The organism is Streptomyces sp. NBC_01237, from assembly GCF_035917275.1.
In the GTDB taxonomy this organism is placed as follows: Bacteria; Actinomycetota; Actinomycetes; order Streptomycetales; family Streptomycetaceae; genus Streptomyces.
Genome location: NZ_CP108508.1, coordinates 7,760,364 through 7,785,786, shown reverse-complemented (window position 1 = coordinate 7,785,786; position 25,423 = coordinate 7,760,364). Strand labels below are relative to the sequence as shown.

Genomic DNA, 25,423 nt, shown 5'->3' with positions numbered 1-25,423 from the left:
GAGCAGCACCACCATGTCCGTCGCCCCGCATCTGCGTCTGCCGCCGCCCGACCGGCTCCTGTCCTCCCGCACCGGCTGGACGCGGGCCCACTGGGAGGTGACGGCGGACCGGATGCTGGACGCGCTGGTGCCGTACGCGACACCCGGCTTCGCCCAGTACCGGCTGCCCGGCCGGTCCAGCTGGTCGGGTGTCGTGTCGGACGGTCTGGAGGGGTTCGCCCGCTCGTTCCTGCTCGCCGCGTGCCGTATCGCGGGTGCGGGCGGGGCGGTCGACCCGGCACTGATCGACCGGTACGCGGCGGGACTCGCCGCGGGCACCGACCGTGCGAGCGGCGAGTCCTGGCCGGAACTGACGGACTGCTCGCAGCAGATGGTGGAGGCGGCCTCGATCGCGGTCGCGCTGCACGAGACCCGGCCGTGGATCTGGGACCGGCTGGACGCCCGGGTACAGGAGCGGGTCGTCGACTGGTTCTCCGGGTTCGTCGGCGGGCGCACCTGGGACAACAACTGGCGGCTGTTCCAGGTGGTGTCCGAGCAGTTCCTCGCCTCGGTGGGCGCGCCGTACAGCCGCTCCGACATCGAGTCCAACCTCGACAGGATCGAGGACTGGTACGTCGGCGACGGCTGGTACACCGATGGGGACGGCCGGAACTTCGACTACTACATCGGCTGGGCGATGCATCTGTACCCGCTGCTGTGGTCACGGATCGCGGGTCCGGACGACGGGGGCCGGACCGCGGTCCACCGGGAGCGGCTCAGCCGCTTCCTGGAGGACTATCCGCACTTCTTCGGTGCCGACGGCGCACCGGTGCATCAGGGGCGTTCACTGACGTACCGGTTCGCCGCGCTCGCGCCGGTGTGGATGGGTGCGCTGGCGGACTGCACTCCGCTGGCGCCGGGTCTGACGCGCCGGCTCGCCTCCGGCACGCTGCGGCATTTCGTCGAGCGCGGGGTGCCGGACGAGCGGGGGCTGCTGACGCTGGGCTGGTACGACACGTTCCTGCCGGTCACCCAGCCGTACTCGGGGCCCGCGTCCCCGTACTGGGCGAGCAAGGGCTTCCTCGGCCTGCTGCTCCCGGCGGACCACGCGGTGTGGACGGCGCGGGAGCTGCCGCTGCCGATCGAGGAGTCCGACCAGTACACCGCGCTGCCCGCTCCCGGCTGGCTGCTGCACGGCACCCGGCACGACGGCATCGTCCGGCTGATCAACCACGGCAGCGACCACAATCCGCCGTACTCCCCCGCCGATGATCCGGCCGACGGCGAGGAGGACCCGCACTACGCGAAGCTCGCCTACTCCACGGCGACCGCGCCGGAGTCGGCCCCGCACGCGATGGCCCGGGGAATCGACAACCACCTGGCGCTGCTCGCCCCTGACGGCACGCCCAGCCGCCGCGGCCGTGTCCACCCGCTGCACTGCGAGGGCCGCACGGCGGCTTCCTGGTACGCGGCCCGGCTGCCGGGCGACGAGCGGACGTACCGGATCGGGACGACGAGCGTGCTGCACGGCCCGTGGGAGATCCGCGTGCACCGGATCGACGCGCCCGAGGGGGCGGCGGTGCGGGAGGGCGGTCACGCGGTGGCGCACGCACAGGCTCCGGTCGCGACGTCCGGACCCGGGTGGGCCATGGCCCGTACGGCCGACGGGCTGAGCAGCGCGGTGGTCGCGCTGTACGGCTGGGGGGATGCGCCGGGCGCCGACGGGGCGGGCGGGGTCGCGGCGGAGGTGGCCCGGGACGTGCAGTCCAACGCGTTCGGGCCGCATTCCGCGATCCCGTATCTGCGCCGGGACAGCCATCCGGGCGGCCGGAGCGTCCAGGTGTCCCTGGTCGCGCTGTCCCGCGACACGTTGCATCCGCGGGCGCTGCGGGATTCGGTCGCGGTACGGGTGGCCGACGGTGGGGCGTCGGTGGTGCTGACCTTCCTGGACGGCTCGACGGTCGAGGTGGCGGGCTGACCGGCGGCGTGCTCCGTGCCGGCGTCGAAGTGCCGGAAGCGTCGGCGGCGCTTCGAAGTGCTGAGACCGTCGGCCGCGCTTCGAGGTGCCGGGGTGTCAGCCGCGCTTCGAAGTGCTGAGACCGTCAGCGGCGCTTCGAGGTGCCGGGGGTGTCAGCGGCGCGGGGCCTCCCTGCGGTCGATCTGGCCGATGAGTTCCTGGGCCAGCGACTTGATGGTGGCGAGCCCGGGGCGCCCCCAGGGACGTGGCACGGTGTCGACGGCGCAGACAGTGCCCAGGGCGACGCCCGTGCGGTCGATGAGTGGTGCCCCGAGGTAGGAGCGGATGCCTATTTCGTCGACGACCGGGTTCCCGGCGAAGCGCGGATAGTCGCAGACGTCCTCCAGGACGAGGGCCTTGCGCCGTACGAGGACATGCGGGCAGTAACCGTGGTCGCGGGCCATGTAGCGGCCGCTGCGGTTGCAGCTCGCCGCGGCCGCGCCGAGGTCGGCGCCGCTCCGGTTGCCCGCGGGGGTGTGCAGTCCCGCGAAGAACTGCCGGTTCTCGTCGATGAAGTTGACCATCGAGTAGGGGGTGGAGGTCACTTCGGCGACCCTGTCGGCGAAGGCGTCGAAGCTGTCGAACGAGGCGTCGGCCCGTTCGCCGAGGCCGAGTGTGCGCAGCCGTTCCGCGCGGACGTGGCCGTCCCGGTCGACGGGCGTCAGCAGCAGCCGGCCGGTGGCGTAGTGGGTCATGGATGGGCTCCGAAACTCTGCAGCGGAGCCGGGGCGGAGGTGGCGTTGATCAGGTGCTGGACGAGGGTGACCAGCGCGCCCGTGCCCGAGCTGGCGATCCGGGCGTCGCACAGGACGACCGGCACTTCGGGTCCGAGGTCGAGCGCGGCCCGGACCTCGTCGGGTTCGTAGCGGTAGGCCCCGTCGAACTCGTTGACGGCGACGATGAATCCGATGCCGCGCCGTTCGAAGAAGTCGACCGCGGCGAAGCATTCCGCCAGGCGGCGGGTGTCCGCCAGTACGACGGCCCCGAGCGCGCCTTTGGACAGTTCGTCCCACATGAACCAGAACCGTTCCTGGCCGGGGGTGCCGAACAGATAGAGCACATGCTGATCGGAGAGGGTGATCCGGCCGAAGTCCATCGCCACGGTGGTGGATGTCTTCGACTCGACGCCTTCGAGGTTGTCGGTCGCCATGCTGACCTGGGTCAGCAGTTCCTCCGTGCTCAGCGGGGCGATTTCGCTGACCGCGCCGACGAAGGTCGTCTTGCCGACGCCGAATCCTCCCGCGACCAGGACTTTGAGGGCGACGGGGAAGAACACGGAGGTTCCGGTGCTGTCAGAGCTGTCGTCGTAGACCATCGAGCACTGCCTCCAGCAGGTGTCGGTCGGTGGGCATGTCATGGAAAGCGGGGGCGTGGGCGGTGACCGCGCCGCAGTCGACCAGGTCGGAGAGAAGGACCTTGGTGACGACTGCGGGCAGCCGGAGGTGTGCGGCGATCTCGGCGACGGACATCGGGCCGTCGCACAGGCCCAGGGCCACGGTGTGCTCGGGGCCGAGGGGCGACTGGGGCTCGCTTCCGGTGGCCATGATCAGGGAGAGCAGATCGAGCATGGCGGACGGCCGGGTGCGGCCGTTGCTCACGGTGTACGGGCGGATGAGCCGGCCGGCCGCGTCGTCGAGCAGGGGCCCGTCCTGCGGGGCCGGCATCCTCACAGCCCCGGAGTGAACGGCGCCCCGGCCGGCTGCCGCAGCGGGGTCATCAGATAGGGCCGGACGCTCTTGACCAGCATGGCCATCTCGTAGCCGAGCACCGCGGCGTCCGCCTCGCGTCCGGCGAGGACGGCCAGGCAGGTGCCCGATCCGGCGGTGGAGACGAACAACAGCGTGGAGTCCAGCTCGACGACCACCTGCCGGACGTCTCCGTTGTCGCCGAAGCGGGCCCCGGCGCTCCGGCCCAGTGAGTACAGGCCGGCGGCCAGGGCCGCCATGTGGTCGGCGCTGTCGGAGTCCATGCCGTGGACGGACTTCACCAGCCCGTCGGCGGAGAGCAGGACCGCGCTGCGCGTGTAGGGCACGCGTTGGACCAGCCCGCTCAGCAGCCAGTCCAGGTCCGAGACCTGACCGGACGGCATATCGCTCGCCATGGTGCATCTACTCCTTGAAAGTGGTGTCGTCACGGGGTTCCGGGACGGACGGACCCGGTACGGATCGGTCGGGGGCGGCGGGGTCGGGCGCGGGAGGCCCCGGCTCGGGACTGAAACGGCCCGGTTCGGCGAGGTAGGGCTCCGGCGCCTGCCACACGGGCTGCTCCGGTCGGTGCCGTTCCTGCACGAACTGCTCCGGTACGGACTCCGGCACGTACTGTTCCGGCACGTCTTGTTCGTGGACGTACTGTTCCGGTGCGTGCTGCTCCTGGACGTACTGTTCCGGCACGTCTTGTTCGTGGACGTACTGCTCCGGTGCGTACTGCTCCTGGACGTACTGTTCCGGTGCGTGCTGCTCCTGGACGTACGGCTCCGGTGCGTGCTGCTCCGGTACGTGCCGTTCCTGGATGTACGGCTCCGGTACGTGCTGCTCCGGTACGGCCGGTGCCGTGAGACCTCGGACGGGCAGCGGGGCCGGCGCCTGCGGCGGAGCATCCAGCGCGCTCGGCACCGCCGACCCGAATCCGGCGCCCTCGTCGTACGGGGCCGAGGCGGCCGCCTCCTCGGCGGACTGCGCCTCGGCGAGGCCGACCCCCCGCCGGAAGGCCGCCATCAGGCCCGGGTCGTGCACGGCGTACTCGTCCCCGGCACGCGGGACGGGTGCCTCCCTCAACTGCGGGACCAGATGTTCCTGGTTGGCCCGCCGGGGAAGCTCGGGACGGGACGGGACGGGCACGGGACCGTCGGCGTGTTCGGCCGGCACCGGACGGTCGACGCGTTCGGCGCGCAGCGGCAGCGGTGGCGCCTGCTCCTCGCGCCGCGTCTGCTGCGGTGGCCGGTGCGAGTGGCCCGGCGCCGGCCCGGAGGGGAAGGACGGTGGCTGCGGCGTCCGTCCCCCGTCCTCGGCGGTTGGCCGGTGAACCGCCCCCGGTGGCGGGACGGGGGCGGCGTCGGCGGGTGCCGGGCCGTCGCCGTCGATGCCGAGCAGGCACTGGGGCAGGACGAGTACCGCCTGTGTCCCCCCGTAGATGTTGCTCTGGAGGCGGACCGCGATGCCGTGGCGGCGGGCCAGCGCCGAGACGACGAACAGGCCGATCCTGCCGTCCTGGAGCAGATGGCCGACATTGACCTGGTCGGGGTCGGCGAGCAGGGCGTTCATGCGTTTCTGTTCATGGCCCGGCATCCCGAGCCCGCGGTCCTCGACCTCCAGTGCGAGCCCGGCCGTGACGTGCTGGGCGCGCAGCAGTACTTGGGTGTGCGGGGCCGAGAACACCGTGGCGTTCTCCACGAGTTCGGCCAGCAGGTGGATCACGTCGGCCACGGCGTGCCCGCGCAGGGTGCCGTCGAGCGGCGGCACCAGCTTCACCCGGGGGTACTGCTCGACCTCGGCGATCGCCGAACGCAGCACCTCGGTGATGGTGACCGGGTTGCTCCACTGCCGACGGGAGACCGCCCCGCCGAGTACGGCCAGGTTCTCCGCGTGGCGGCGGATCCGGGTGGCCAGATGATCGACGTGGAAGAGGCCCTTGAGCAGGTCGGGGTCCTCGACCTCGTGCTCCAGCTCGTCGAGGATCTGGATCTCGCGGTGGACGAGTGACTGCAGTCGCCGGGCGAGGTTGACGAAGACCTCGACCTTCTGTTCGTTGCCCGCGTTGCTGAAGAGCTGGGACGCCTGGACGACGGCGGCCGCCGCCGCGTCGTGGGCCCGGCCCAGTTCCTGGCCGAGCAGGTCGAAGGCGTCGGCGCCGGGGGCGGCGGGCGGCTGGGGCCGCCGGGCCGGCACCGGATCCCCGTTGCGGAGCTGTTCCATCACCTGTTGCAGCTCGGCCTGCCCCTGGGCACTGATGCGGCGGAGCGCCAGCACCCGGTCGAGCACACCGGAGGCCACCCGGTGGGCCCCCAGATAGGCGGCCGCGACGGCGGCTACGGCCAGCGCCGCGGATCCGCCGAGCGCTGCCCAGAGGCTGCCGGACGGGCTGACCGCGCTGGAGCGGATGGTGAAGATGACGGCGGCGGCGCCGCTCAGCAGCGCGGCGACCGTCGGCAGCAGGGCGGTGCGCAGCAGTTGGGGGCGTATGCGGACCTCGGGTGGCGGCTGAGCAGCGCGCGGCCTGCTCGCGGCCGAGTGGGAGCGTGCCCCGGGGCGGCCGTGCCGCCCGCCCTCTCGGCGTTCCGGTCGCGCGTCGGGTGCGCGAAGTTGAGACATCAGCGTCCTCGGTACATGGGGCACCAGGAATCGGCGTTCATGCGGTGGCACCTACGGTGGTCGGTCAGGCTCGGGGATCGGTCGGGCGGGCTCACGGGATGGGAGCCCACTGTTGATCACCGGCCACACACGGTAGTCGTCAATCACGCATGTGCGACGGGCAGTTGTCGAACTTGCCCGCCATCCGTCCCGCTCTGGTATGACCTCTCGCACGAGCGACCGATTTACGCCGCATTGACGCCCGGCGTCCGGCACCCCACCGGGGCCGCAGGCGGCGCCCCGGCAGCACCCCGTCCGGGGCCGTGCCCACGGGTGCACCGGGCACGCCTCACGCCGTCCCCCGGGACCGAACGGCCACTGGGGTGCCGCCGGGGACTCACGACCTGAGCCGTGACGCCCGACAGCACCCCAGTGCCCGCTCTTCGCCCGTTACGCCGTCGGAGCGACCTCGGCATGTCCGGAATCCGCTTCGGCCGCGGAGGAGGCTCCCCCCGCCGGCCCTCCCGCACCGCCGGGCGCCAGGGCGGGCACGCCCTCCGCCATCCGCGCCGCACCGGCGGGCCGGAACTCGATCGGCTGCGGTGCCACCGCACGCCACCACGGATCGGCGGGGACGTGCTGGCCGCCCGGCTCGAAGGGCTCACCCGGACGGGGCAGCGCCAACGGCTGGCCCGCGTCGTCGGCTGCTGCGAGCGTTCCCTCGCCGGGCTCGGCCCACGGGTGCGGGGCGAGGTTGAAGGTGGCCCAGTGGATGGGCAGCATGACCCCGTGCGGGCGCCCGCCCTGGAGGTCCAGATGGGCGCGCATACCCTCGGCGGGCGTCATGTGGATGTCGGGCCAGTACTCGCTGTACGCGCCGATCTGGATCATCGTCGCGTCGAACGGGCCGTGCTCCGCGCCGATGTCCTCGAAGCCCGGGAAGTAGCCGGTGTCGCCGCTGTGGTAGATCCGGTGCTCGGGCCCCGCGACGGCCCAGGAGGCCCAGAGCGTGTGCTGCTGATTGCGCAGACCGCGGCCGCAGAAGTGGCGTGCGGGGGTGGCGGTCAGGCTGATCCCGGCGACCTTCGCGGTCTCGTTCCAGTCGAGCTCGTACATCCGGTCGGCGGGCACCCCCCACCGCTCCAGGTGGGCGCCGACGCCGAGCGGCACGGCGAAGACGGTGTCCGTACCCGCCAGGGCCCGGATCGTGGGCAGGTCGAGATGGTCGTAGTGGTCGTGGGAGATCACGACCACGTCGACCGGTCCGAGCGCCGCCAGCGACAGCGGCACCGGGTGCAGCCGCTTCGGGCCCGCGAAGGCGAACGGGGAGCAGCGCTCGCCCCAGACGGGGTCGAACAGGACCCGGCGTCCGTCGATCTCGGCGAGGACGCTGGAGTGCCCCATCCAGGTCAGCCGCAGGCCCGTGGCGGGCGGTGCGGCCAGATCGGCGAGCGTGGTGGCGTGGACCGGCACGGTGCCGGTCGGCGCCCGGTGGACCCGCTGCTGCTTGTGGAAGTAGACCTTCGCGAATTCGAGCGTGGACCCGGACGGCCTCGTCCGCGCCCCCACCGGGTTCTGGAACACTCCGTCGGCGAAATTCGGCGAGCGGCGGATGCGCTCCATCCGGGCTCCGGCCGGATCGGCACCGAAGGCGTCGGTGCGCAGGGAACGCAGTCTGGTACGGAGCGGAAGCAGATAATCGGCGCCGGTCACAACATCTCCTGAGGGAGTCGGTGTCGTCTCATTATGGTCGGGCAGTACGACAGGGCGAGAGCGGAGCGGTGAACGGAGCAGTGCGGCCCCCGGTACGGCGCGTACGGTGAGCGGCCGGTCGTCCCTCAGGCACGCGGCTGCCCGTACACATGCTCGACGTGCAGGGTCAGCAGGACCCGGCCGTCCCTGACCATCGCCTGCCGGTAGTCGTCCCAGTCCGGGTGCTCACCGGCGACGTCGCGGTACAGCGTGATCAGCGCCTCCACCGTGGCGTCATGGGGATCGGCGGCGGGCGGGGTGAGCTCGGCGGCGCAGTCCGCGACCGTCCAGGCCCAGCGGTCGGCGCTGGTGACGTGGTAGGCGGCCCGCGGGTCACGGCGCAGGTTCCGGGTCTTGGCCCGGCCCTCGGTGATCGAGACCCGGATCAGGTGCTCGTCGGGGTAGTAGGCGTGATTGACGTTGGACAGCTGGGGCCTTCCGTCCCGCTTCAGCGTCACGAGCACTCCGCCGTCGTGCTCACCGATGAGCCGCAGCAGCGCTTCCTGCGCGGGTTCGAATTCCGTCATGCCGACTCCAACGTCCATGCGCGCCCAAGGATTCCGTTCGGTTCGCGCCCCGATGTCGCATCCGCGGACCGTCGTGCGTCCCACCGGTGACGTGTCCGAGGCCGGCGTCCCGCGCCGTGCCGCATCTCGCACCGGGAGACCTCCATGACCGCCCGTATTTCGTTCGACCCGCCGCACCCCGTCCTCTAGCGTGCCGTGCTGGTACTCCAACCGAACGTACGGCAAAGTCACCGACCCCGTACGGGTCACCGCCCCCACGCCGAGGTGCTGCGGGCGGGCCCGCGCTTCGAGCCGTCCGCGGGCCGCCGGAAGGCCCCGGGCCCGGATGACGGCCACCTCGCCGCAGGTCGGGGACGTGTTCGTCGACCGGTCGCGGGGCACCGCGGCGGCGGTGGGACCGACGACCACGATCTCCGCCGAGACCATGCGCTCACGCACCGATGCCGCGCCCGGCCCGGCCGGCCAGGGCTTCGGGGACCACGGCGACGGCCCGTGCCCGGCCGGGGACCGAACGGCCGGCCGACGGTGGGCCCGGTCGGCCGTTTATCGCTTTGACAGGGGCGCCACCACCTCCCAATACTGAACGACGATTCAGTAGCGCGACGCGTTCGCGGAGGGAGGCAGCATGTCCGATCAGACCGGATGTACGTCGCTGACCGGCGGCGAGGCAGTGGTCCGCGCGCTGGCGGCACATGGTGTGACGCAGGCGTTCGGCATTCCCGGCACACACAATCTGGAGATCTACCGGCACCTCGGCCCGTACGGGATCGGCCATGTCGCACCCCGCCATGAGCAGGGTGCGGGCTACGCCGCCGACGCGTACGCGCGGGTCACCGGACGGCCCGGCGTCGCGATCACCACCACGGGCCCCGCCCTGCTCAATATCGCCGCGGCGGTCGGCCAGGCGTACTCCGACAGCGTTCCTCTGCTCGTCGTGTCGCCCGGCATGCCCCTGCGCCACCCCCGGCAGGCGACCGGACTGCTCCACGAGATGCGCAGCCAGACCGAGGCACTGCGCGGGGTCGCGGCGTTCAGCCACCGGGTGTCGTCGGTCGAGGAGATCGGCTCGGCGGTGGCGCGGGCGTTCGCCCTGCTGCGCCACGAGCGCCCGCGCCCCGTCCATGTCGAGGTGCCGCTCGATCTGCTGGAGGCCGCGGAACCCGCAGGTCCGGTGCGGCTCGCCCCGCCCCTGGCCCGTCCGGGTGCGGAGGCGTCCGCGGTGCGCGAGGCGGCGCGGGTCCTGCGGTCGGCGAAGCGGCCCGCGCTGGTGCTCGGCGGCGGGGCCAGGCAGGCCGCTGCCGCGTGCCTGACGCTCGCCGAACTGCTCGGCGCCCCCGTCGTCACCACGGCCAACGGAAAGGGCATCGTCGACGAGAGGCATCACCTGGCGCTCGGGGTGTCCCTGCACAGCCCCGCCGTCCAGCGGTGGCTGACCGGCTGCGACGCGGTGCTGGCCATCGGTACGGAACTGGCGGAGTCCGACCTCTGGTCCGCGCCGCCCGCCCTCACGGGCACCCTGATCCGCGTCGATCTGGACCCGGCCCAGATGTACACGGGGCTGCCCGCCGGACAACCGCTGGTCGGAGACGCGCGGACCACGCTCACGGCGTTGCTGACGGCGCTCACGGAGCCGCCGTCAGCCATCGATCCGGGGCCGGAAAACTGCGGCGAGAACAGCCGCGGGATCCGGGAAAGCGGCGCGGACGGGCCCGGGACCAGGACCGGCGGCACCAGCGCGGACAGGTGCGGGTCACCGGACCGTGCCGGTTCCGTGGCGACCCTGCGCGCCGCCCGGGATGCGGAGACGGCCGGCCGCGACGCCCGGTGGCTGCCGTATCTGCGTGCGGTACGGAGCGTGCTCGCCCACGACGCGGTCCTCACCTCCGACAGTGCGCAGTGCTGCTACTACGGCGCGCTGCCGCACCTGCCCGTCGGCCCCGAGGGGCGCTTCCTCCACCCGACCGGCTTCGGCACCCTCGGCTACGCGCTGCCCGCTGCCGTCGGCGCGAAGACGGCGTACCCGCGACGTCAGGTCGTGGCGCTGAGCGGCGACGGCGGCCTGCAGTTCTCCGTGCAGGAGCTGGCGACGGCCGCGCAACTGGGGCTGCCGCTGCCCGTCGTCGTCTTCGACAACGGCGGCTACGGCGAGATCCGCGACGGAATGACGGCCCGCGGGGACCGGCCGTTCGCCGTCGACCTGCCCGCCGTCGACCTGCCCGCGCTGGCCCGCGCCTACGGCGGCCGGGGCAGCCACGCCGACTCGCCCGAGGCTCTCGCCCGCGCCCTTTCCCTGGCCCTGACCACCCCGGGGCCCACCGTGATCACCGTGACCGAGGAGCCTTTCCGATGACCGCCACGAAGCCGCAGAGCCCGCTGATCTCCCTCACCTGGACGGATCATGTCACCGACCGCCGGGGGTACTTGGTCGTCGACCGGCTGGTGCGCGGCGTCTCCAGCGGTGGCCTGCGGATGCGGGAGGGGTGTACCCAGGCCGAAGTGGCGGGACTCGCCCGCGGCATGACGATGAAGGAGGCGCTGCACTACGACGCCGACCGCACCGAGGCCCGCTACATCCCACTGGGCGGCGCCAAGGGGGGCATCGACTGCGACCCCCGTGACCCCGAGGCGTACGGCGTCCTCGTCCGCTACCTGCGGGCGGTGCGCCCGTACATCGAGAACGTCTGGACGACCGGTGAGGATCTCGGGCTCACCCAGGAGCTGGTCGACCGGGCGGCGGCCGAGGCCGGGCTCGTCTCGTCCGTCCAGGCGGTCTACCCGCTCCTCGACGACGAGGCGGCGGCCCGCAAGCGGCTGGCCGACGCCTTCGAGGTGACCGTGGACGGCATCGGGCTCGACGCGCTGGTCGGCGGATGCGGCGTCGCCGAGTCGGCCCTCGCCGCCCTGGACCGCGCGGGTGTCCCGTACGGGAACGCCCGGGTGTCCGTCCAGGGGCTCGGCACGATGGGCGGGGCCACGGCACGTTTCCTCGCCCGAGCCGGTCTCCGGGTCGTCGCCGTCGCCGATGTGAAGGGCACGATCGCCAACCCGGCGGGGCTGGACATCGAGGCGCTCCTGAGCGCGCGTGACGCCCACGGGACGGTGGACCGGGGCGCGCTGCGCGCAGGGGACCGGGAACTGCCGGGCGACGCCTGGCTGACGACGGACGCGGAGGTGCTGGTCCCGGCCGCCGTGTCGTACGCCATCGACGCCACGAACCAGTCCGGCATCAGGGCGCGCTGGGTCGTCGAGGCGGCCAACATGCCGGTGCTCGCGGAGGCCGAGGAACTGCTGACGGCGCGCGGGATCACGGTCCTGCCCGACGTCGTGGTCAACTCCGGTACGAACGCCTGGTGGTGGTGGACCCTCTTCGGAGACATAGAGGCCGACGCCGAAGAGGCGTTCGGACACACCCGCCGGGCGATGCGGGAGCTGATCGACCGGATACTGGCCCACGCGGAGGCCCATGGCACCACACCGAGGGCGGCGGCACACGCCCTTGTCGCCGAGCGGCTGCCGGTGATGGCCGAGCGGTTCGGCTGGTACCGGTAGCGGCCCTCCCCCGGTCCCCGGCCGGGCGGACGGCGGCGGCTACGGCACAGCCCGTACGTTGGTTAGGGTGGCTGTGTGGCGAGAGTGCGGTTGGGTGTGGCGGAACGGCGTGAGGAATTGCTGCGCGCCGCGGTGGAGCAGATCGAGGTGCGCGGGGTCTCCTCCGTACGGATCGCCGATGTGGCCTCCGTGCTGGGGGTGAGCAACGCACTGGTGCTCTACCACTTCTCGACCAAGGAGAAGCTGGTCGCCGCCGCGTTCGCGTACGCGGCGGAGGCCGACCTCGCCCACCTGCGCAAGCTGCTGGCCCGCCGTACCAGCGCGGTGCGACGGCTGCGGGCGGCCGTCCGCTGGTACGCGCCCACCGGGCAGGCCAAGGGCTGGCGCCTGTGGATCGAGGGCTGGGCCGCCTCCCTGCGCGAGCCCGCGCTGCGCGAGGTGGCGGGCGATCTCGACCAGCAGTGGAAGGCGGAGCTGGCCGCGGTCCTCGAAGAGGGCGCTGCCGCCGGTGAGTTCCGCTGCGAGGACCCGGTGTCGGCGGCCTGGCGCCTGACCGCCCTGCTGGACGGTCTGGCCGTGCAGATGACGTCGTACGCGGGTCCGCTCTCCCGTGCCACGATGCTGCGGTGGACCGACGAGGCGCTCGCCCGCGAACTCGGCGTCGACCAGAAGACCTTGACGGCCTGACGCCTCTTCCCTCCGGCGCCATGTGCCTCTCCCCTCCGGTCGCCGTGCCTCTCTTCCCTCCCGCCTGTCCTTCCTCCCTGCCCTTCCTCCCTGTCCTCGCCCCTCCCCGGGCCGTCGTGCCGGGTCAGGTCTGACGTACCGGTGCGTAGGCCGATCCGTCGATCCCGAACGTCCAGGCCACCCCGTCCTTCGCCGTCCTTGTCGTGGGCGGCACCCGCAGCCAGTAGGTGCGGTGCGTGCCGTCCGGTTCCGGGGTGGAGTTGACCACTTCGACCATCACCACGTCCTCGTCCCCGTCCAGCGAGATCCGCCAGAGGATGCCCGTCTCGTCGCGGTGGACCGGTTCGGCGCGGGACTCGGTGAGGTAGCGGTCGTAGCCGTAGTACTCCAGCATCACGCGGCGCAGCTCCGCGTTCTCCTCGGCCCGTATCCGCTGTGGGGTCAGCGTCGCCAGCTCCGCCAGGAACGCCGCGGGAACCGGCATGCCGCGCCAGGCGTACAGCGCGAAGCCGTCCGTGTAGGCGAGTGCCGGCCCCTCCCCGTGGTCGAGCCGCCCCGCCTCGTCGCGGTGGAGCACCTCGGGCCGCTCGCTGATCACGACGGCGTGCTCGTAGGGCCACCACCAGCCGGCGTTGCGCGCCACCTCCGCCAGGCCGGTCAGCCGGTCGCCGCGCCCGTCGAAGGCGGCGAGCCAGGCGGCGTCGTGCTGTCCGAGGACGGCGTCGAGCAGCCGCAGCCGGATGGCGGACTCGTCCTCGGGCCGCGCGGCGAGGTCCGCGACGACACCCGTCCGTATCCGGTCGGCGAGGGCGCCCGTGGTCTCCCAGAGCTGGGCCCCCGTGGCGGACCAGAGCGCGGACCAGCCCGCGGCGCCCAACTCGTCGTACATGCGGCGCCGTTCCTCGGCCCAGGGCCGGGTGCGGATGTCGTCGCGCACCGAGCGTCCGGCGTCGGTCAGCTTCGCCACCGCTTCGACCGCCGCGCGGGGCGAGTCGGCCCAGATGATGCGCTCCGGCTCGGCGAGACCGGCGCTGCGGTAGGCGAGCCGCACCCCGTCCTCGGCCGCGGCCCGGTCCGCCGCGCCCGTCGCCGCCGCCACGGCCCGCCAAGAGTTCACGTACTGCATCGGTTGTCCCGTCCCCTGTTTCTCGATCTCGGTCTCGGATCCCGGATGTGAGATCTCTGTGCTCGAATGGCTGCCGCGCCGCCCGGTCGCCGGTCGCGGCGGCCGGATCAGTCCGCGACGATACGGATCGCGCCCGGCGCGTACTCCCGCTGGCGCACCACGCGGAACCAGCCCTTCGGCAGCGAGATCGCCGCGTGCTCCTCGTGCACCACGCGTCCCCCGTCCGGAAGATGGAGCAGCATCGGCCCGAACTGCCCCGCCTCCCTCATCAGTCGGCCGGGGCCCTGCACCGCATGGGCGTGTCCCGTGACCTCGCCCAGTGCGAGCACCAGGCGTCCCCGGCCGTCGCGCAGCTCGCCCGTCGCCTTCAGGAAGTGGGCGGGCACGGCCGACTCCTCCACCGCCACGATCAGTACATCGCCCTGCCGGTACACAGACGTCTCCCCTCGTCGCGGCACCCGCTGTGCCGAACACGAGGAAAACGCTACGGGGAGGGTCTGACAATCGGCCGGTGCGGTGCGCGGGCCGGATCCCGGTCATCGCGTTGTCAGTGGGGCTTGATAGACCTTGCGGACAACAACCGTTCCCAGCATCAGGAGCTCAGGGCCATGTCCGGTGTGGACCACCTCAGCGAGCTGTGCGGCCTCGCGGCCGTCGACTTCCAGCGCAATGCCACCGAAACCCCCCGTCCGGCCGCCGACGCCGCCGCGTGGCGCATCAGCGTCGATCCGTACGACGACGAGGACGCGGACCACACCTGGGAGCAGGAGTTCTCGGCGTTCCTGGAAGCCGTCGACCCGGCCGGGGTCCGCGCCCTGATCATCGGGCAGTGGGGCGAGTCGTACGACGACAAGTCCGATGTCCCGATCGACCTCGTCATCGCCGCGGCCGACAGGCTGACCTCGCTGGAGGCGGTGTTCGTCGGAGACCTGGTGCTGGAGGAGGCGGAGATCTCCTGGATCGAGCAGTCGGACGTCACCAAGCTGCTCGCCGCGTTCCCCTCGCTGGTGGAGCTCGGGGTGCGCGGCGGCAGCGAACTGGAGTTCCCGGCGACCAAGCACGAGCGGCTGCGCTCGCTCACCATCGAGGCGGGCGGGCTGCCCGTGCAGGTGGTCCGCGGCGTGCTCGACAGTGAACTGCCCGCGCTGGAGAAGCTCGATCTGTGGCTGGGAGTCTCGGCGTACGGCGGCGATGCCGATGTGGCGGACCTGGCGCCGCTGCTCTCCGGCACCCGCTTCCCCCGGCTGCACCACCTGGGCCTGCGCAACAGCGAGGTGGAGAACGAGATCGCGGCGGCCGTCGCCTCGGCCCCGGTGGTCGCGCGGCTGCGCACGCTCGACCTGTCGAACGGCACGCTCGGGGACGAGGGCGCGGCGGCACTGCTCGAAGGCCAGCCGCTCACCCATCTCGATGTGCTCGACCTTCACCACCACTTCCTGTCCGAGGCGATGGAGCGCCGGATCACCGAGTCGCTGGTGCCCCACGGGGTCCGGGTCGATCTGTCCGAGCGCAGCAAGCCGTGGGACGACGGCGGCCCCAGGGGCCGGTACACGGCTGTGGCGGAGTGACACGATGTCCGGCATCGCACACCCCGAGCTCTTCCACAGCCTGCCGGTCCTCACCCTGCCGGGACCTGCCGCGGAGCAGCCCGAGGAGTTTCCGGCCGCGCACACGGTCGCCTGGCGGCTGGACTGCGGCTGGGAGGGTTCGCTGACGTTCCCCGTCCTGTGGCAGCACTTCCTGGACTCGGTCGACAGCGAGCAGGTCGAGGCGCTGGTGATCGGTCCGTGGTGGCAGGGGCACTACAGCGAACTCACCCCCGTGGTGGAGCTGATCGCCGCGGACGCGGACCGCTTCCCGGCGCTGCGGGCGCTGTTCCTCGCGGATGTGGAGCGCGAGGAGTGCGAGGTTTCCTGGCTGAAGATGTCGGACATCACTCCGGTGCTCAGCGCTCTTCCCCTGCTGGAGGAGCTGGTGGTGCGCGGCGGCGGTGACTCCGCCGCCGAAGGGGCGGGGCTGCGGTTGTCGCCGGTGCGGCACGGCGCTCTGCGGTCCCTCCGCTTCGAGTCCGGCGGTCTGCCGTCCCATGTCGTGCGGGCGGTCGCCGCGTCCGAGCTCCCGGCGCTGGAGCGGCTGGAGATCTGGCTCGGGACCCGCTGGTACGGCGGCGACGCGCAGGTGGAGGACCTGGGCCCGCTCCTGTCGGGCGGCACGTTTCCGCGATTGCGGCATCTGGCTCTGCGGAACAGCGAGATCCAGGACGAGATCGCTGCGGCGCTGGCCTCGGCGCCCGTGGTCGCTCAGCTGACGTCGCTGTCGCTCGCCATGGGGACCCTCGGCGACACCGGTGCGGAGGCGCTGCTGGCGGGGCAGCCGCTGAGCCATCTGTCCACGCTCGACCTGCGACACCACTACCTGAGCGAGGTGATGCTCGACCGCATCCGTCAGGCGTGCGCGCCGGCTTCGGTCAACAGTGAGGAACCGGTGGACTACTGGGACCCCGAGGAGGACGAGGAGCGCTATGTCGCGGTCAGTGAGTAGCCCCGCGCCGCGCTTCACGGTCGTCGGCAATCCGGACAACCGCCGCGTCGCCCTGTTCCAGGAGGCCGTGCGCGCGGCCGGGCTGCCGGACGCCCGTGTCGTGTCCTGGCTCCAGGTGCTCGCCGGTGAGGCGGCGTTCCGGCCTGCGGAGACCGTACGGATGGACTCGCCGGGCGAGGACCCCGAGGTGGATCGGCTGCTGCGCGGGGTCGGCGATCCGACCCGTGTGGAGGGGACGGCCCGTTGGTACGCCACGTTCCTCACGGCCGTGCGGGAGGTGGCGCGGGCCGCTTCGGCGGCGGGCGCCGATCTGCTCGGCACTCCCGGGGACATCGCGGCACTGTTCGACAAACGGCTGTGTCATGCCGTGCTGGACGGTGCCGGGATTCCGGTGCCCGCGTCGCCGACGTCCGGTCCGGGGGCGCCGGTGGTGCGGGGCTGGGCGGATGTGCGCGGGCTGATGGCGGAGCACGGCATGCCGCGGGTGTTCGTGAAGCTCGCCCACGGCTCGTCCGCCTCGGGGGTGCTGGCCGTGGAGACGGCCGGCCCCGGACGGCTCCGGGCGAGCACGTCGGTGGAGCGGGACGCGGAGGGACGGCTGTTCAATTCGCTCCGGGTGCGCCGGTACACCACGGAGCGGGAAGTGGGCGCGATCATCGACACGCTCGCCCCGGACGGGCTGCACATCGAGCGCTGGCTGCCGAAGGCGGCGCAGCGGGGGCGCGCCGCGGATCTGCGGGTCGTGGTGGTCGGCGGGCGTGCGACCCATGCCGTCGTGCGCACCAGCACTTCCCCGATGACCAATCTCCATCTCGGCGGCGTCCGCGGCGATCTCGACGAGGTGCGGGCCGCCGTGGGGGCGGCGGGCGGGAGTTGGCGGGACGCGCTCGCGATGTGTGAGCGGGCCGCCGCCTGTTTCCCGGGGACGCCGTGTGTGGGCGTGGATCTGCTGCCCGCGACCGGCTGGCGGCGGTTCGCCGTCGGCGAGGTCAATGCCTTCGGTGATCTGCTGCCGGGTCTGACCGGTCTGCCGGGCAGCGGCGCCGAGGGGCTGGACACCTATGCGGCGCAGGTCGCCGCCGTACTGGAACGAGCAAGGAACCACCGTGTCGTCGCTGCCCCCTGACCCCACCCGCGTCAACCCCATCCCCGCCGGCCCCGTCCACGTCGATCCCGTCCACGTCGGTCCCGTGCATCCCGTCCGGGACGTCGGTGGCCAGGATGCCGGTGGCCGGGACACCGACGGCCCGGAGACGGGTGAAACCGACATGAGTGACATCGTCGGGAGTCACGATCTGCTGTTCGTCACCATCGACACCCTGCGCTACGACGTCGCCGTGGAGCTGGCCGCCGCCGGACGCATTCCGCATCTGGCCCGGCACCTGCCCGGTGGTGTCTGGGAGAAGCGCCATGCGCCGGGGAGTTTCACCTATGCCTCGCACCAGGCGATGTTCGCCGGTTTCCTGCCGACACCCGCCACGCCGGGGCCGCACCCGCGGCTGTTCGCGGCACGTTTCGCGGGCAGCGAGACGACGGCGGACGGCACGTTCGTCTTCGACGCCCCCGATCTGCTGTCCGGCCTCGCCGCCGTGGGCTACCGCACGGTGTGCGTCGGTGGCGTCGGCTTCTTCAACCGGCAGGGCCCGCTCGGCTCCGTACTGCCCGGCATGTTCCAGGAGAGCCACTGGGAGCCCGGTTTCGGTGTCGCCTCGCCCACCTCGTTCGAGCAGCAGGTGACCCGCGCCGAGGAAGTCGTCGCCGAACTCCCGAAGGACCAGCGGCTGTTCCTGTTCGTCAATGTGTCGGCGCTCCACCAGCCCAACTGGTTCCACCGGGCGGGGGCCACCCGTGAGGCGGGCGACTCCCGCGCCACGCACGCCGCCGCCCTGGAGTACGTCGACCGGCACATCGGCCGGCTCTTCGCGGCGGCGAGCAGCCGCCGCCGCTGCTTCGCCATCGTCTGTTCCGACCACGGCACGGCCTACGGCGACGACGGCTTCACCGGCCACCGGCTCGGTCACGAAGCCGTCTGGACCGTGCCGTACGCCCATTTCTTCCTTGAGCCCGGGGACGCAAGATGACCAGCACGACCCTTCCCTCGACAGCGGCGGCAACCGCCGCCGCCCCCGCCGCCACGGCCCTTCCCGCCGTCAGGCCGTACGAGAGCTACGTCTACGCCTATCCGCACAAGACGGCCTACCGGCCGCTCACCGGCCGGCCCGCGCTGCGTGAGCTGTGGGCGGCGGAGCCCAAGGACGCGCTCTCCCTCTATCTCCACATACCGTTCTGCGAGGTCCGCTGCGGCTTCTGCAACCTGTTCACCCGGATCGGCGCTCCCGGGGAACTGACGACCCGCTATCTCGACGCGCTGGACCGGCAGGCCGTCGCTGTCCGGGACGCGCTGGGCGACCGGGAGCCGGTGCGGTTCGCCGCCGCGGCGTTCGGCGGCGGCACACCCACGTTCCTGACCGCCGCCGAGCTGGAGCGGCTCTGCGACATCGCGGAGAAGCGGATGGGGGCCCGGCTGCGTGCGGTACCGCTGTCCGTGGAGACCTCGCCGTCGACCGCGACGGCGGACCGGCTGGCCGTGCTCGCCGACCGCGGGACGACCAGGATCAGCATCGGTGTGCAGAGCTTCGTGGACGACGAGGCGCGCGCTGCGGTGCGCCCGCAGCGCCGTGCCGAGGTGGAGGCGGCTCTCGGACGGATCCGTGATGCCCGCATTCCGGTGCTCAACATCGACCTGATCTACGGCATCGACGGACAGACGGAAGAGAGCTGGCGGACCTCGCTGGACGCCGCGCTGGCCTGGCGGCCCGAGGAGCTGTATCTCTACCCGCTGTACGTGCGCCCGCTGACCGGACTCGGCCGGCTCGGTGCGGCGGGGCCGGCCGCCGAGGAGCTCGCGTCCGCCGCCTGGGACGAGCAGCGGCTGCGGCTCTACCGGGCGGGCCGCGACCATCTCCTGGCCCGCGGATACGAGCAGGTGTCGATGCGGATGTTCCGCCGCGCGGACGCCCCGCAGGAGGGCCCCGACGACTACGCGTGCCAGACCGACGGCATGATCGGGCTCGGCTGCGGCGCCCGCTCGTACACCGCGTCTCTGCACTACTCCTTCGACTACGCGGTGGAGATGCGGGAGATCCGCGGCATCATCGACGGTTTCACCGCCACCGAGGACTTCTCCCGTGCCGAGGTCGGGCGGTACGTGGACGCCGGCGAGGCGCGCAGGCGCCACCTCCTCCAGTCGCTGCTCCAGGCCGCGGGGCTGCGGGCGGACGAGTACCGGCAGCGCTTCGGTACGGATCCGCGCGAGGACTTCCCGGCCGAGCTGGACCGTTTCGCGGCGCGCGGCTGGCTGGACGGGAGCGCGGGTGAGGGTCTGCTGCGGCTCTCCGCCGAGGGGCTGGCCCACTCCGACGCCCTGGGCCCGGAGCTGTTCTCCCCCGCGGTACGGGCCGCGATGGCCTCGTACGAACGGAAGTAGCACCGCCATGGACCTGACGATTCTCTACCGGGGCCCGCTGGCCTCGTGCGACTACGACTGTCCGTACTGCCCGTTCGCCAAGCGGCGCGACAGCCGGGAGCGGCTGACGGCGGACCGGGCGGCGCTGGAGCGGTTCACCGCCTGGGCGGCGGAGCAGACCGGTGACCGGCTGTCCGTGCTGTTCACGCCGTGGGGCGAGGGGCTGGTGCGGTCCTGGTACCGGCGCGCGCTGGTCGAGCTGTCGCTGCTTCCGCATGTGGGCCGGGTGGCCATCCAGACCAATCTGAGCGGCCGTACCGACTGGCTGGAAGGGGCCGATACGGACCGGGTCGCGCTGTGGTGCACCTACCACCCGGGGCAGACGCCGTTCGAGCGCTTCCTCGGCAAGTGCCGGGAGCTGACCGGGCTCGGGGTCCGCTACAGCGTGGGTGTGGTCGGTTTCGACGATCATCTCGACGAGGCGCGGCGGCTGCGGGCCGCGCTGCCCGACGAGGTCTATCTCTGGGTCAACGCCGCCGAGGGGCACACCTACACGGACGAGGAGGCGGACCGCTGGACGGCGCTGGACCCGCTGTTCCCGTACAGCAGACATCCGCACCGATCGGCCGGGATGCCCTGCCGGACGGGTGAGTCGGTCATCTCGGTGGACGGCGACGGCACGGTGCGGCGGTGTCACTTCGTCCGCGCGGAGCTGGGCAATCTGTACGACGGCAGCTATCGGCGGGCGCTGGGGCCGCGGGCCTGCCCGCTCGGCGTGTGCGACTGCCACATCGGCTATGTGCATCTGGAGACGCTGCCGCTGTACGACGTCTTCGCGGGCGGTGTGCTGGAGCGGATACCGGCTCCGGGCAGCGGGATCACGCCGCCGGACGGGCTCGTGGTGCCGAGCCCGTCCCGGCGTGCCCTTCCCCTCACGGTCCTGCGCGACGCCCGCTGAGGGCCGGCAGGTCCGGTCAGAGGGGAAGCAGGTCCGGGCGCTTCGCCTCGGCGTGGTCGCCGGAGGACTCGCCGCGCAGCCTTCGGCCGATCCACGGGACCAGGTAGTCGCGCGCCCAGTGGATGTCGTCGCGCCGTTCCTCGAAGGTGCCGCGCTGGGCCCGCGGCGGCCACGCCTGGTCCGGATCGGCCGGCACGTCGACGCCGAGGACCTGTGCCGCGCGCAGCGCGACCCGGGTGTGCCCCTCGGGCGACAGATGCAGCCGGTCGTCGTCCCAGGCACGCCTGTCCTGCACCGAGCGCAGGGACCACAGGTCCAGGACGGGGCAGTGGTAGCGGTCCGCGATGGCCCGCAGATGGATGTTGTACGTCGCGATCTTGCCGCGCATGTGCCGCAGTACCGGCACGCCCCGGGTGTCGAATCCGGTGGTGACCATGACGGTGCCGACCGCGTTGCTCAGATCGGCGACCGCGCGCTCGAAGCGCTCGGCCAGATCGTCGGGGTCGGTGCCCGGCCTGATGATGTCGTTGCCGCCCGCGCAGAAGCTGACCATGTCCGGGGCCAGTTCCTTGGCACGGGGCACCTGCTCCTCGACTATCTGGTCGAGAAGGCGTCCGCGTACGGCGAGATTGGCGTACCGGAAATTCCCGTGCGGGGAATCCTCCGGGCTCGTCGCTGCATCGGGGACCGGGAGCTGGTCCGCCAGCAGCACCGCGAAGCGGTCCGCCCAGCCGACAAAGGTCCCGTCGGGGCCGGGGTCTCCGACGCCTTCGGTGAAGCTGTCGCCAATCGCCGCGTACGACCCGATGATGCCTGGTTGATTGATTCTCGAATCGTCTGCCACAAGCGCATATCCTGCACCTTCGAATGTGACCTACGCGACCGTAATACGGGGTTGACGGGTGGTGAGATAGACCACCCGGTCAGTTTTTGGTAAAGCCGGAATAAGTACAGGGGCGGTGCGCTCGTGCGCACCGCCCCTGGGGGAACCGCTCGTCACCGCTCCATCAGATGGAGACGCCGTGCTGACGCAGGTACGAGATCGGGTCGACGTCGGAGCCGTAGCTCGGGCCGGTGCGGACCTCGAAGTGCAGGTGCGGGCCGGTCGAGTTGCCGGTGGAGCCGGAGAGGCCGATCTGCTGGCCGCCGGTGACGGTCTCGCCCACGGAGACGTTGAGCGAGGACTGGTGGGCGTACTGGGAGTACATGCCGTCGGCGTGCTTGATGACGACCTCGTTGCCGTACGAGCCGCTCCAGCCGGCCGAGACCACGGTGCCCGGACCGATGGCGCGGACGACGGTGCCCGAGGCGGCCTGGAAGTCCGAGCCGGTGTGGTAGCCGCTGGACCAGCTGGCGCCGGAGGCCCGGTACTGGGTGGTGACGTTGGCGTTGGCCACCGGGGTCGTCCAGCCGGAGCTGTTGCTCTGGGAGGCGCTGGTGTTCGTGGAGGTGGTGGACTTGCCGGCCGCGGCGGACGAGTCCGGGGAGGACGTGGTCTTCGGGGCGGGCTTCGCCTTCGGGGCGGCCGGGGCGGCCTTCTTCGGCTCGGCCTTCGAGGGAGCCGGCGCGGACTGCGCGGCGTCCGGGGCGGCGGCGGAGCCGGACGCCTTGGCGCCGAGGGTCAGCTTCATGCCGGGGAAGATCAGGCTCGGGTTCCCGCCGACGACGTCGCGGTTGTCCTGGTACAGCTTCTGCCAGCCACCCTTGAGCTTCTGCTCGGCGGCGATCTTCGACAGGTAGTCGCCGGAGACCACGGAGTAGGTCTTCGACGCGGTCTGCGTCTTCACCACGGCGGCACCGGGGGCGGTGTGCGCGGCGGCGACCGAGGCGGCGGCGGGCGCGGCCTTCTCCGCGGCGTGCGCTCCGGTGGCACCGATCAGCGGGAGGGCGAGGACGGCGCCGCCGGTCCCTGCGGCGAGGACACCGCGGGCGATCGGGCCGGTCTTCGTACGACGGTGCTTACCCTGTGCGGGCATGGGGGAATTCCTCTCCGGCGCCTACGAGGTGAGCTGTCGGGTTCGGGCTGGAGATGCCCGGTCGCTGGCTGCGACTTCACCCCGAGCCGGTCCGGATCTCTCCGGGCCGGCGGCTTACCTGGGTCCCCCGCTCCTGCCACGCGTATGTGGGTGGGTGTGAATTCCGGGCGGCGGCAGGATTAGGCGGTCCGTCCGGATTGACGGTGACCGTAAACGAGTCAGGACGACGGGAACAAGCCATCGGTTGCGTACCGGAATCCCCGATTCAATTTCGGTTCGGATTTCCGGTGACACTCCGTGGATTACGGATCTTGGCTTTCCGCGCGGCGCCCGGATTACCTCCGGGCGCCGCCACCACACACCGTCACGGATATGATCCCGCTCACCAGCGGGTCACCATCTCCCCCACAAGTGGGGCATGTTCCACTAAATGCACCAATACGGACATGTCATGGCCATCACCTCTGACGCAACCTCAGCACCCGCGCGTCGAGATCTCCCGTCAGCCCCGTGTGCAGCCCCCGGTGCAGCAGTGCCGATCCCTCGTACACCGTCCCGGTGTCCTGGCAGACGTACACCGCCGAGGGGTCAAGACCGCGGAGCCGCAGAGCCGGGGGGCGCTGCCCGTACCGCTGCGCTTCGAGCCACATCAGCACCACGGTCTCCTCGCCCCGCACGTACTGCACCGCGCTCAGCCCACCGCGCGGAGCCGCGAGCCGGTACAGGGCGCCGTGCTGGACGACCGGGCGGATCTCCTTGTACAGGGACACCCAGTCCCGCGCCTCGGCCAGCTCCTCCTCGCTCCACTCGGTGAGGTCGCCGCCGACCCCGAGCACCCCCGCCATGGCGCTGACGAAGCGGAAGCGCAGCGAACTCGCCCGCCCGTTCATCTGCTCGTTCGGGCTGTCGGTGACCCAGGCGGCCATCACCCGTGCCGGGTGGATCTGGCCGAAGCCCTCCTGGATGGCGAGCCGGTCCAGCGGGTCGGTGTTGTCGGAGGTCCACACCTGATCGGTCCGGGCGAGCACCCCGAGGTCGACCCGGCCCCCACCGCCCGAGCAGGACTCGAAGGCCACCCCGGGGTGTGCGGCACGCAACCGGTCGAGCAGCGCGTACAGCGCGTGCACATGCTCGATCCAGAGCTTCTGCGGATACTCCTCGCCCGGCCAGCCCGCATCGGTGAAGCAGCGGTTGAAGTCCCACTTCACATAGTCGATCGGAGCACTGGAGAGCAGGGTGTCGAGCTGTTCCCACAGGTATTCCTGCACGTCCGGCCGGGCCAGGTTGAGCACCAGCTGATGACGGAACTCCGTCCGCGTCCGCCCGGGGACGTGCTGGACCCAGTCGGGATGGGCCCGGTAGAGATCACTGTCGGGGTTGACCATCTCCGGCTCGACCCAGATACCGAACCGCATGCCCAGTCCGCGCACCTCTTCGGCCAGCGGCCTCAGCCCACCGGGGAAACGGTCGGGGTTCGGCGTCCAGTCCCCGAGTCCGGCCCGGTCACTGGTGCGCTGCCCGAACCAGGCGTCGTCCACCACGAACAGCTCGACACCCATCTCCGCGGCCCGCACCGCGAGCTCCCGCTGCTGCTCCTCGACGATGTCGAATCCGGTCGCCTCCCAGGAGTTGTAGAGCACCGGGCGCAGCGCCTCGGCGTCCGGAATCACATGGGCCAGCTGCCAGGCGTGCCAGGCGCGGCTCGCGCCGCCGAATCCGTCGGGGCTCCACAGCCCGGCGAAGACGGGTGTGGTGTACGACTCCCCCGGCGCGAGCCGCAGCAGCCCGGACTCGTCGTAACCCGCACCGCCGGTGATCTGCACCAGGCCGTCGGGCAGCTGGTGCACGGCGATCCGCCAGGACCCGGACCAGCCCAGCGCGCAGCCGTACACCTCGCCGTGCTCCTCGGTCGCCGCGGCGTCCGCGTCCAGCGCCACCCAGGGCAGATGCTGGTGTCCGGTGTGTCCCCGGCGGCTGGAGAGGATCTTCTCGCCGTACGTCAGTTCCGACCGCACCAGCCGGGACTCGGCCCCCCAGCTGCCGTGGAGCTGGCTCAGCCGCCAGCCCTCACGGGCCGGCAGCGTCCAGGTCGCCGCGTCGGCGCGCAGCAGCTCCAGGGGCGGGCCGTCCGGCCCGGCGTGCGTGACGGTGGCCCAGCGCTCGATCACATCGGAGTCCCCGCGCATCCGGTAGTGCAGGGTCAGCGCGAGCCGGTGGACTGCGTCGGTGAAGCCGAGCCGGAGTTCGTCACCCCGCGTCTCGGCGTCCGCGAACGCCCACTGCGTACCCCTGACCTCGGCGGTCCGTACGGAGAGGGCCGGGCGGACGAATCGGGGTCCACCCTCGACCGGATACTCCTCGCGGCCGTCGAGCGGGGAGTCGAAGCCCGGACCGGGCGGGAAGGGCTCGGCCGCCAGCGCCTCGGCCGCGGCCATCGTGAGTCGCGGCCCCCAGTGGAGATGGAGCAGCTCATCGCGGTCCGTGAGGTGGAGCGCGTAGCTGCCGGTCGCGCCGCCGAGCACCCAGGTACGGCCCGTGACACCAGTCTCGATCATCATT

22 protein-coding genes and 1 riboswitch are annotated in these 25,423 nt (G+C 72.1%); of the genes, 10 read left to right on the top strand and 12 right to left on the bottom strand.

Going from position 1 to position 25,423, the window contains the following annotated elements:
* Nucleotides 1-13: 13 nt before the first annotated feature.
* Nucleotides 14-1,957, top strand: coding sequence for a DUF2264 domain-containing protein (locus OG251_RS34455; protein WP_326680773.1), 1,944 nt, complete (start codon nucleotides 14-16; stop codon nucleotides 1,955-1,957).
* 152 nt (nucleotides 1,958-2,109) lie between these two features.
* On the opposite strand, the gene OG251_RS34450 is transcribed toward OG251_RS34455, so the two are convergent.
* The 7 genes from OG251_RS34450 to OG251_RS34420 all read right to left on the bottom strand — a co-directional run bounded on the left by OG251_RS34450 (nucleotide 2,110) and on the right by OG251_RS34420 (nucleotide 8,561).
* Nucleotides 2,110-2,691 carry a GAF domain-containing protein gene (locus tag OG251_RS34450; RefSeq protein WP_326680772.1) on the bottom strand — a complete coding sequence of 194 codons (582 nt, stop codon included), beginning with the start codon at nucleotides 2,689-2,691 and terminating at the stop codon, nucleotides 2,110-2,112.
* On the bottom strand, nucleotides 2,688-3,311 hold the full coding sequence (locus OG251_RS34445; protein ID WP_073719715.1) for a GTP-binding protein: 624 nt from the start codon (nucleotides 3,309-3,311) through the stop codon (nucleotides 2,688-2,690). The genes OG251_RS34450 and OG251_RS34445 overlap by 4 nt, the downstream gene beginning before the upstream one ends.
* On the bottom strand, nucleotides 3,289-3,660 hold the full coding sequence (locus OG251_RS34440) for a DUF742 domain-containing protein (protein ID WP_326681519.1): 372 nt from the start codon (nucleotides 3,658-3,660) through the stop codon (nucleotides 3,289-3,291). The genes OG251_RS34445 and OG251_RS34440 overlap by 23 nt, the downstream gene beginning before the upstream one ends.
* Nucleotides 3,661-3,662: 2 nt before the next feature.
* The gene (locus tag OG251_RS34435) at nucleotides 3,663-4,097 is read right to left on the bottom strand and encodes a roadblock/LC7 domain-containing protein (protein ID WP_326680771.1); all 435 of its coding nucleotides are present in this window, start codon (nucleotides 4,095-4,097) and stop codon (nucleotides 3,663-3,665) included.
* A 7-nt stretch (nucleotides 4,098-4,104) separates the two neighbouring features.
* Nucleotides 4,105-6,303, bottom strand: coding sequence for an ATP-binding protein (locus tag OG251_RS34430; RefSeq protein WP_442818397.1), 2,199 nt, complete (start codon nucleotides 6,301-6,303; stop codon nucleotides 4,105-4,107).
* A gap of 429 nt (nucleotides 6,304-6,732) precedes the next feature.
* A complete protein-coding gene (locus OG251_RS34425) occupies nucleotides 6,733-7,995 on the bottom strand; it encodes an MBL fold metallo-hydrolase (protein ID WP_326680770.1) in 1,263 nt (420 codons plus the stop codon).
* A gap of 125 nt (nucleotides 7,996-8,120) precedes the next feature.
* Nucleotides 8,121-8,561 (bottom strand): PPOX class F420-dependent oxidoreductase, encoded by a 441-nt coding sequence (locus tag OG251_RS34420; RefSeq protein WP_326680769.1) that lies wholly within the window; start codon nucleotides 8,559-8,561, stop codon nucleotides 8,121-8,123.
* Between the two features lie 625 nt (nucleotides 8,562-9,186).
* Between OG251_RS34420 and OG251_RS34415 the strand changes: the two genes are divergently transcribed.
* The 3 genes from OG251_RS34415 (at nucleotide 9,187) to OG251_RS34405 (ending at nucleotide 12,797) form a co-directional block, all read left to right on the top strand.
* Nucleotides 9,187-10,911, top strand: coding sequence for a thiamine pyrophosphate-dependent enzyme (locus OG251_RS34415; protein ID WP_326680768.1), 1,725 nt, complete (start codon nucleotides 9,187-9,189; stop codon nucleotides 10,909-10,911).
* Nucleotides 10,908-12,110 carry a glutamate dehydrogenase gene (locus OG251_RS34410; RefSeq protein ID WP_326680767.1) on the top strand — a complete coding sequence of 401 codons (1,203 nt, stop codon included), beginning with the start codon at nucleotides 10,908-10,910 and terminating at the stop codon, nucleotides 12,108-12,110. Before OG251_RS34415 ends, OG251_RS34410 begins: the two co-directional genes overlap by 4 nt.
* Before the next feature lie 75 nt (nucleotides 12,111-12,185).
* Complete coding sequence (locus tag OG251_RS34405) at nucleotides 12,186-12,797, top strand: TetR/AcrR family transcriptional regulator (protein WP_326680766.1); 612 nt, start codon at nucleotides 12,186-12,188, stop codon at nucleotides 12,795-12,797.
* Nucleotides 12,798-12,921: 124 nt separating this feature from the next.
* Here the strand turns inward: OG251_RS34405 and OG251_RS34400 are convergent, their stop codons facing one another.
* Nucleotides 12,922-13,923, bottom strand: coding sequence for a DUF6745 domain-containing protein (locus tag OG251_RS34400; protein WP_326680765.1), 1,002 nt, complete (start codon nucleotides 13,921-13,923; stop codon nucleotides 12,922-12,924).
* Nucleotides 13,924-14,030: 107 nt separating this feature from the next.
* On the bottom strand, nucleotides 14,031-14,357 hold the full coding sequence (locus tag OG251_RS34395) for a hypothetical protein (protein WP_326680764.1): 327 nt from the start codon (nucleotides 14,355-14,357) through the stop codon (nucleotides 14,031-14,033).
* 174 nt (nucleotides 14,358-14,531) lie between these two features.
* Between OG251_RS34395 and OG251_RS34390 the strand changes: the two genes are divergently transcribed.
* The 6 genes from OG251_RS34390 (at nucleotide 14,532) to OG251_RS34365 (ending at nucleotide 20,888) form a co-directional block, all read left to right on the top strand.
* Nucleotides 14,532-15,491, top strand: coding sequence for an STM4015 family protein (locus OG251_RS34390; protein ID WP_326680763.1), 960 nt, complete (start codon nucleotides 14,532-14,534; stop codon nucleotides 15,489-15,491).
* 4 nt (nucleotides 15,492-15,495) lie between these two features.
* On the top strand, nucleotides 15,496-16,464 hold the full coding sequence (locus OG251_RS34385; protein ID WP_326680762.1) for an STM4015 family protein: 969 nt from the start codon (nucleotides 15,496-15,498) through the stop codon (nucleotides 16,462-16,464).
* Nucleotides 16,445-17,590 (top strand): STM4014 family protein, encoded by a 1,146-nt coding sequence (locus OG251_RS34380; RefSeq protein ID WP_326680761.1) that lies wholly within the window; start codon nucleotides 16,445-16,447, stop codon nucleotides 17,588-17,590. The genes OG251_RS34385 and OG251_RS34380 overlap by 20 nt, the downstream gene beginning before the upstream one ends.
* A gap of 142 nt (nucleotides 17,591-17,732) precedes the next feature.
* On the top strand, nucleotides 17,733-18,545 hold the full coding sequence (locus OG251_RS34375; RefSeq protein WP_326681518.1) for an STM4013/SEN3800 family hydrolase: 813 nt from the start codon (nucleotides 17,733-17,735) through the stop codon (nucleotides 18,543-18,545).
* Nucleotides 18,542-19,951, top strand: coding sequence for an STM4012 family radical SAM protein (locus OG251_RS34370; RefSeq protein ID WP_326680760.1), 1,410 nt, complete (start codon nucleotides 18,542-18,544; stop codon nucleotides 19,949-19,951). Before OG251_RS34375 ends, OG251_RS34370 begins: the two co-directional genes overlap by 4 nt.
* A 7-nt stretch (nucleotides 19,952-19,958) precedes the next feature.
* On the top strand, nucleotides 19,959-20,888 hold the full coding sequence (locus OG251_RS34365) for an STM4011 family radical SAM protein (protein ID WP_326680759.1): 930 nt from the start codon (nucleotides 19,959-19,961) through the stop codon (nucleotides 20,886-20,888).
* A gap of 16 nt (nucleotides 20,889-20,904) precedes the next feature.
* Here the strand turns inward: OG251_RS34365 and OG251_RS34360 are convergent, their stop codons facing one another.
* The 3 genes from OG251_RS34360 to OG251_RS34350 form a co-directional block, all read right to left on the bottom strand.
* Nucleotides 20,905-21,732: an SGNH/GDSL hydrolase family protein gene (locus OG251_RS34360; RefSeq protein ID WP_326680758.1), complete on the bottom strand. Its 828-nt coding sequence runs from the start codon at nucleotides 21,730-21,732 to the stop codon at nucleotides 20,905-20,907.
* A gap of 163 nt (nucleotides 21,733-21,895) precedes the next feature.
* Complete coding sequence (locus tag OG251_RS34355; RefSeq protein WP_326680757.1) at nucleotides 21,896-22,864, bottom strand: M23 family metallopeptidase; 969 nt, start codon at nucleotides 22,862-22,864, stop codon at nucleotides 21,896-21,898.
* A 5-nt stretch (nucleotides 22,865-22,869) separates the two neighbouring features.
* Nucleotides 22,870-23,027, bottom strand: a riboswitch (cyclic di-AMP (ydaO/yuaA leader).
* A gap of 295 nt (nucleotides 23,028-23,322) precedes the next feature.
* Nucleotides 23,323-25,419, bottom strand: coding sequence for an alpha-galactosidase (locus tag OG251_RS34350; RefSeq protein ID WP_326681516.1), 2,097 nt, complete (start codon nucleotides 25,417-25,419; stop codon nucleotides 23,323-23,325).
* Between the last annotated feature and the right edge of the window lie 4 nt (nucleotides 25,420-25,423).

Excerpts from the sequence above, each read along its gene's own strand:
- OG251_RS34455 (WP_326680773.1), top strand. The coding sequence starts at position 14 with ATGTCCGTCGCCCCGCATCTGCGTCTGCCGCCGCCCGACCGGCTCCTG.
- OG251_RS34450 (WP_326680772.1), bottom strand. The coding sequence starts at position 2,691 with ATGACCCACTACGCCACCGGCCGGCTGCTGCTGACGCCCGTCGACCGG.
- OG251_RS34445 (WP_073719715.1), bottom strand. The coding sequence starts at position 3,311 with ATGGTCTACGACGACAGCTCTGACAGCACCGGAACCTCCGTGTTCTTC.
- OG251_RS34440 (WP_326681519.1), bottom strand. The coding sequence starts at position 3,660 with ATGCCGGCCCCGCAGGACGGGCCCCTGCTCGACGACGCGGCCGGCCGG.
- OG251_RS34435 (WP_326680771.1), bottom strand. The coding sequence starts at position 4,097 with ATGGCGAGCGATATGCCGTCCGGTCAGGTCTCGGACCTGGACTGGCTG.
- OG251_RS34430 (WP_442818397.1), bottom strand. The coding sequence starts at position 6,303 with ATGTCTCAACTTCGCGCACCCGACGCGCGACCGGAACGCCGAGAGGGC.
- OG251_RS34420 (WP_326680769.1), bottom strand. The coding sequence starts at position 8,561 with ATGACGGAATTCGAACCCGCGCAGGAAGCGCTGCTGCGGCTCATCGGT.
- OG251_RS34415 (WP_326680768.1), top strand. The coding sequence starts at position 9,187 with ATGTCCGATCAGACCGGATGTACGTCGCTGACCGGCGGCGAGGCAGTG.
- OG251_RS34410 (WP_326680767.1), top strand. The coding sequence starts at position 10,908 with ATGACCGCCACGAAGCCGCAGAGCCCGCTGATCTCCCTCACCTGGACG.
- OG251_RS34400 (WP_326680765.1), bottom strand. The coding sequence starts at position 13,923 with ATGCAGTACGTGAACTCTTGGCGGGCCGTGGCGGCGGCGACGGGCGCG.
- OG251_RS34390 (WP_326680763.1), top strand. The coding sequence starts at position 14,532 with ATGTCCGGTGTGGACCACCTCAGCGAGCTGTGCGGCCTCGCGGCCGTC.
- OG251_RS34385 (WP_326680762.1), top strand. The coding sequence starts at position 15,496 with ATGTCCGGCATCGCACACCCCGAGCTCTTCCACAGCCTGCCGGTCCTC.
- OG251_RS34380 (WP_326680761.1), top strand. The coding sequence starts at position 16,445 with ATGTCGCGGTCAGTGAGTAGCCCCGCGCCGCGCTTCACGGTCGTCGGC.
- OG251_RS34375 (WP_326681518.1), top strand. The coding sequence starts at position 17,733 with ATGAGTGACATCGTCGGGAGTCACGATCTGCTGTTCGTCACCATCGAC.
- OG251_RS34370 (WP_326680760.1), top strand. The coding sequence starts at position 18,542 with ATGACCAGCACGACCCTTCCCTCGACAGCGGCGGCAACCGCCGCCGCC.
- OG251_RS34365 (WP_326680759.1), top strand. The coding sequence starts at position 19,959 with ATGGACCTGACGATTCTCTACCGGGGCCCGCTGGCCTCGTGCGACTAC.
- OG251_RS34355 (WP_326680757.1), bottom strand. The coding sequence starts at position 22,864 with ATGCCCGCACAGGGTAAGCACCGTCGTACGAAGACCGGCCCGATCGCC.
- OG251_RS34350 (WP_326681516.1), bottom strand. The coding sequence starts at position 25,419 with ATGATCGAGACTGGTGTCACGGGCCGTACCTGGGTGCTCGGCGGCGCG.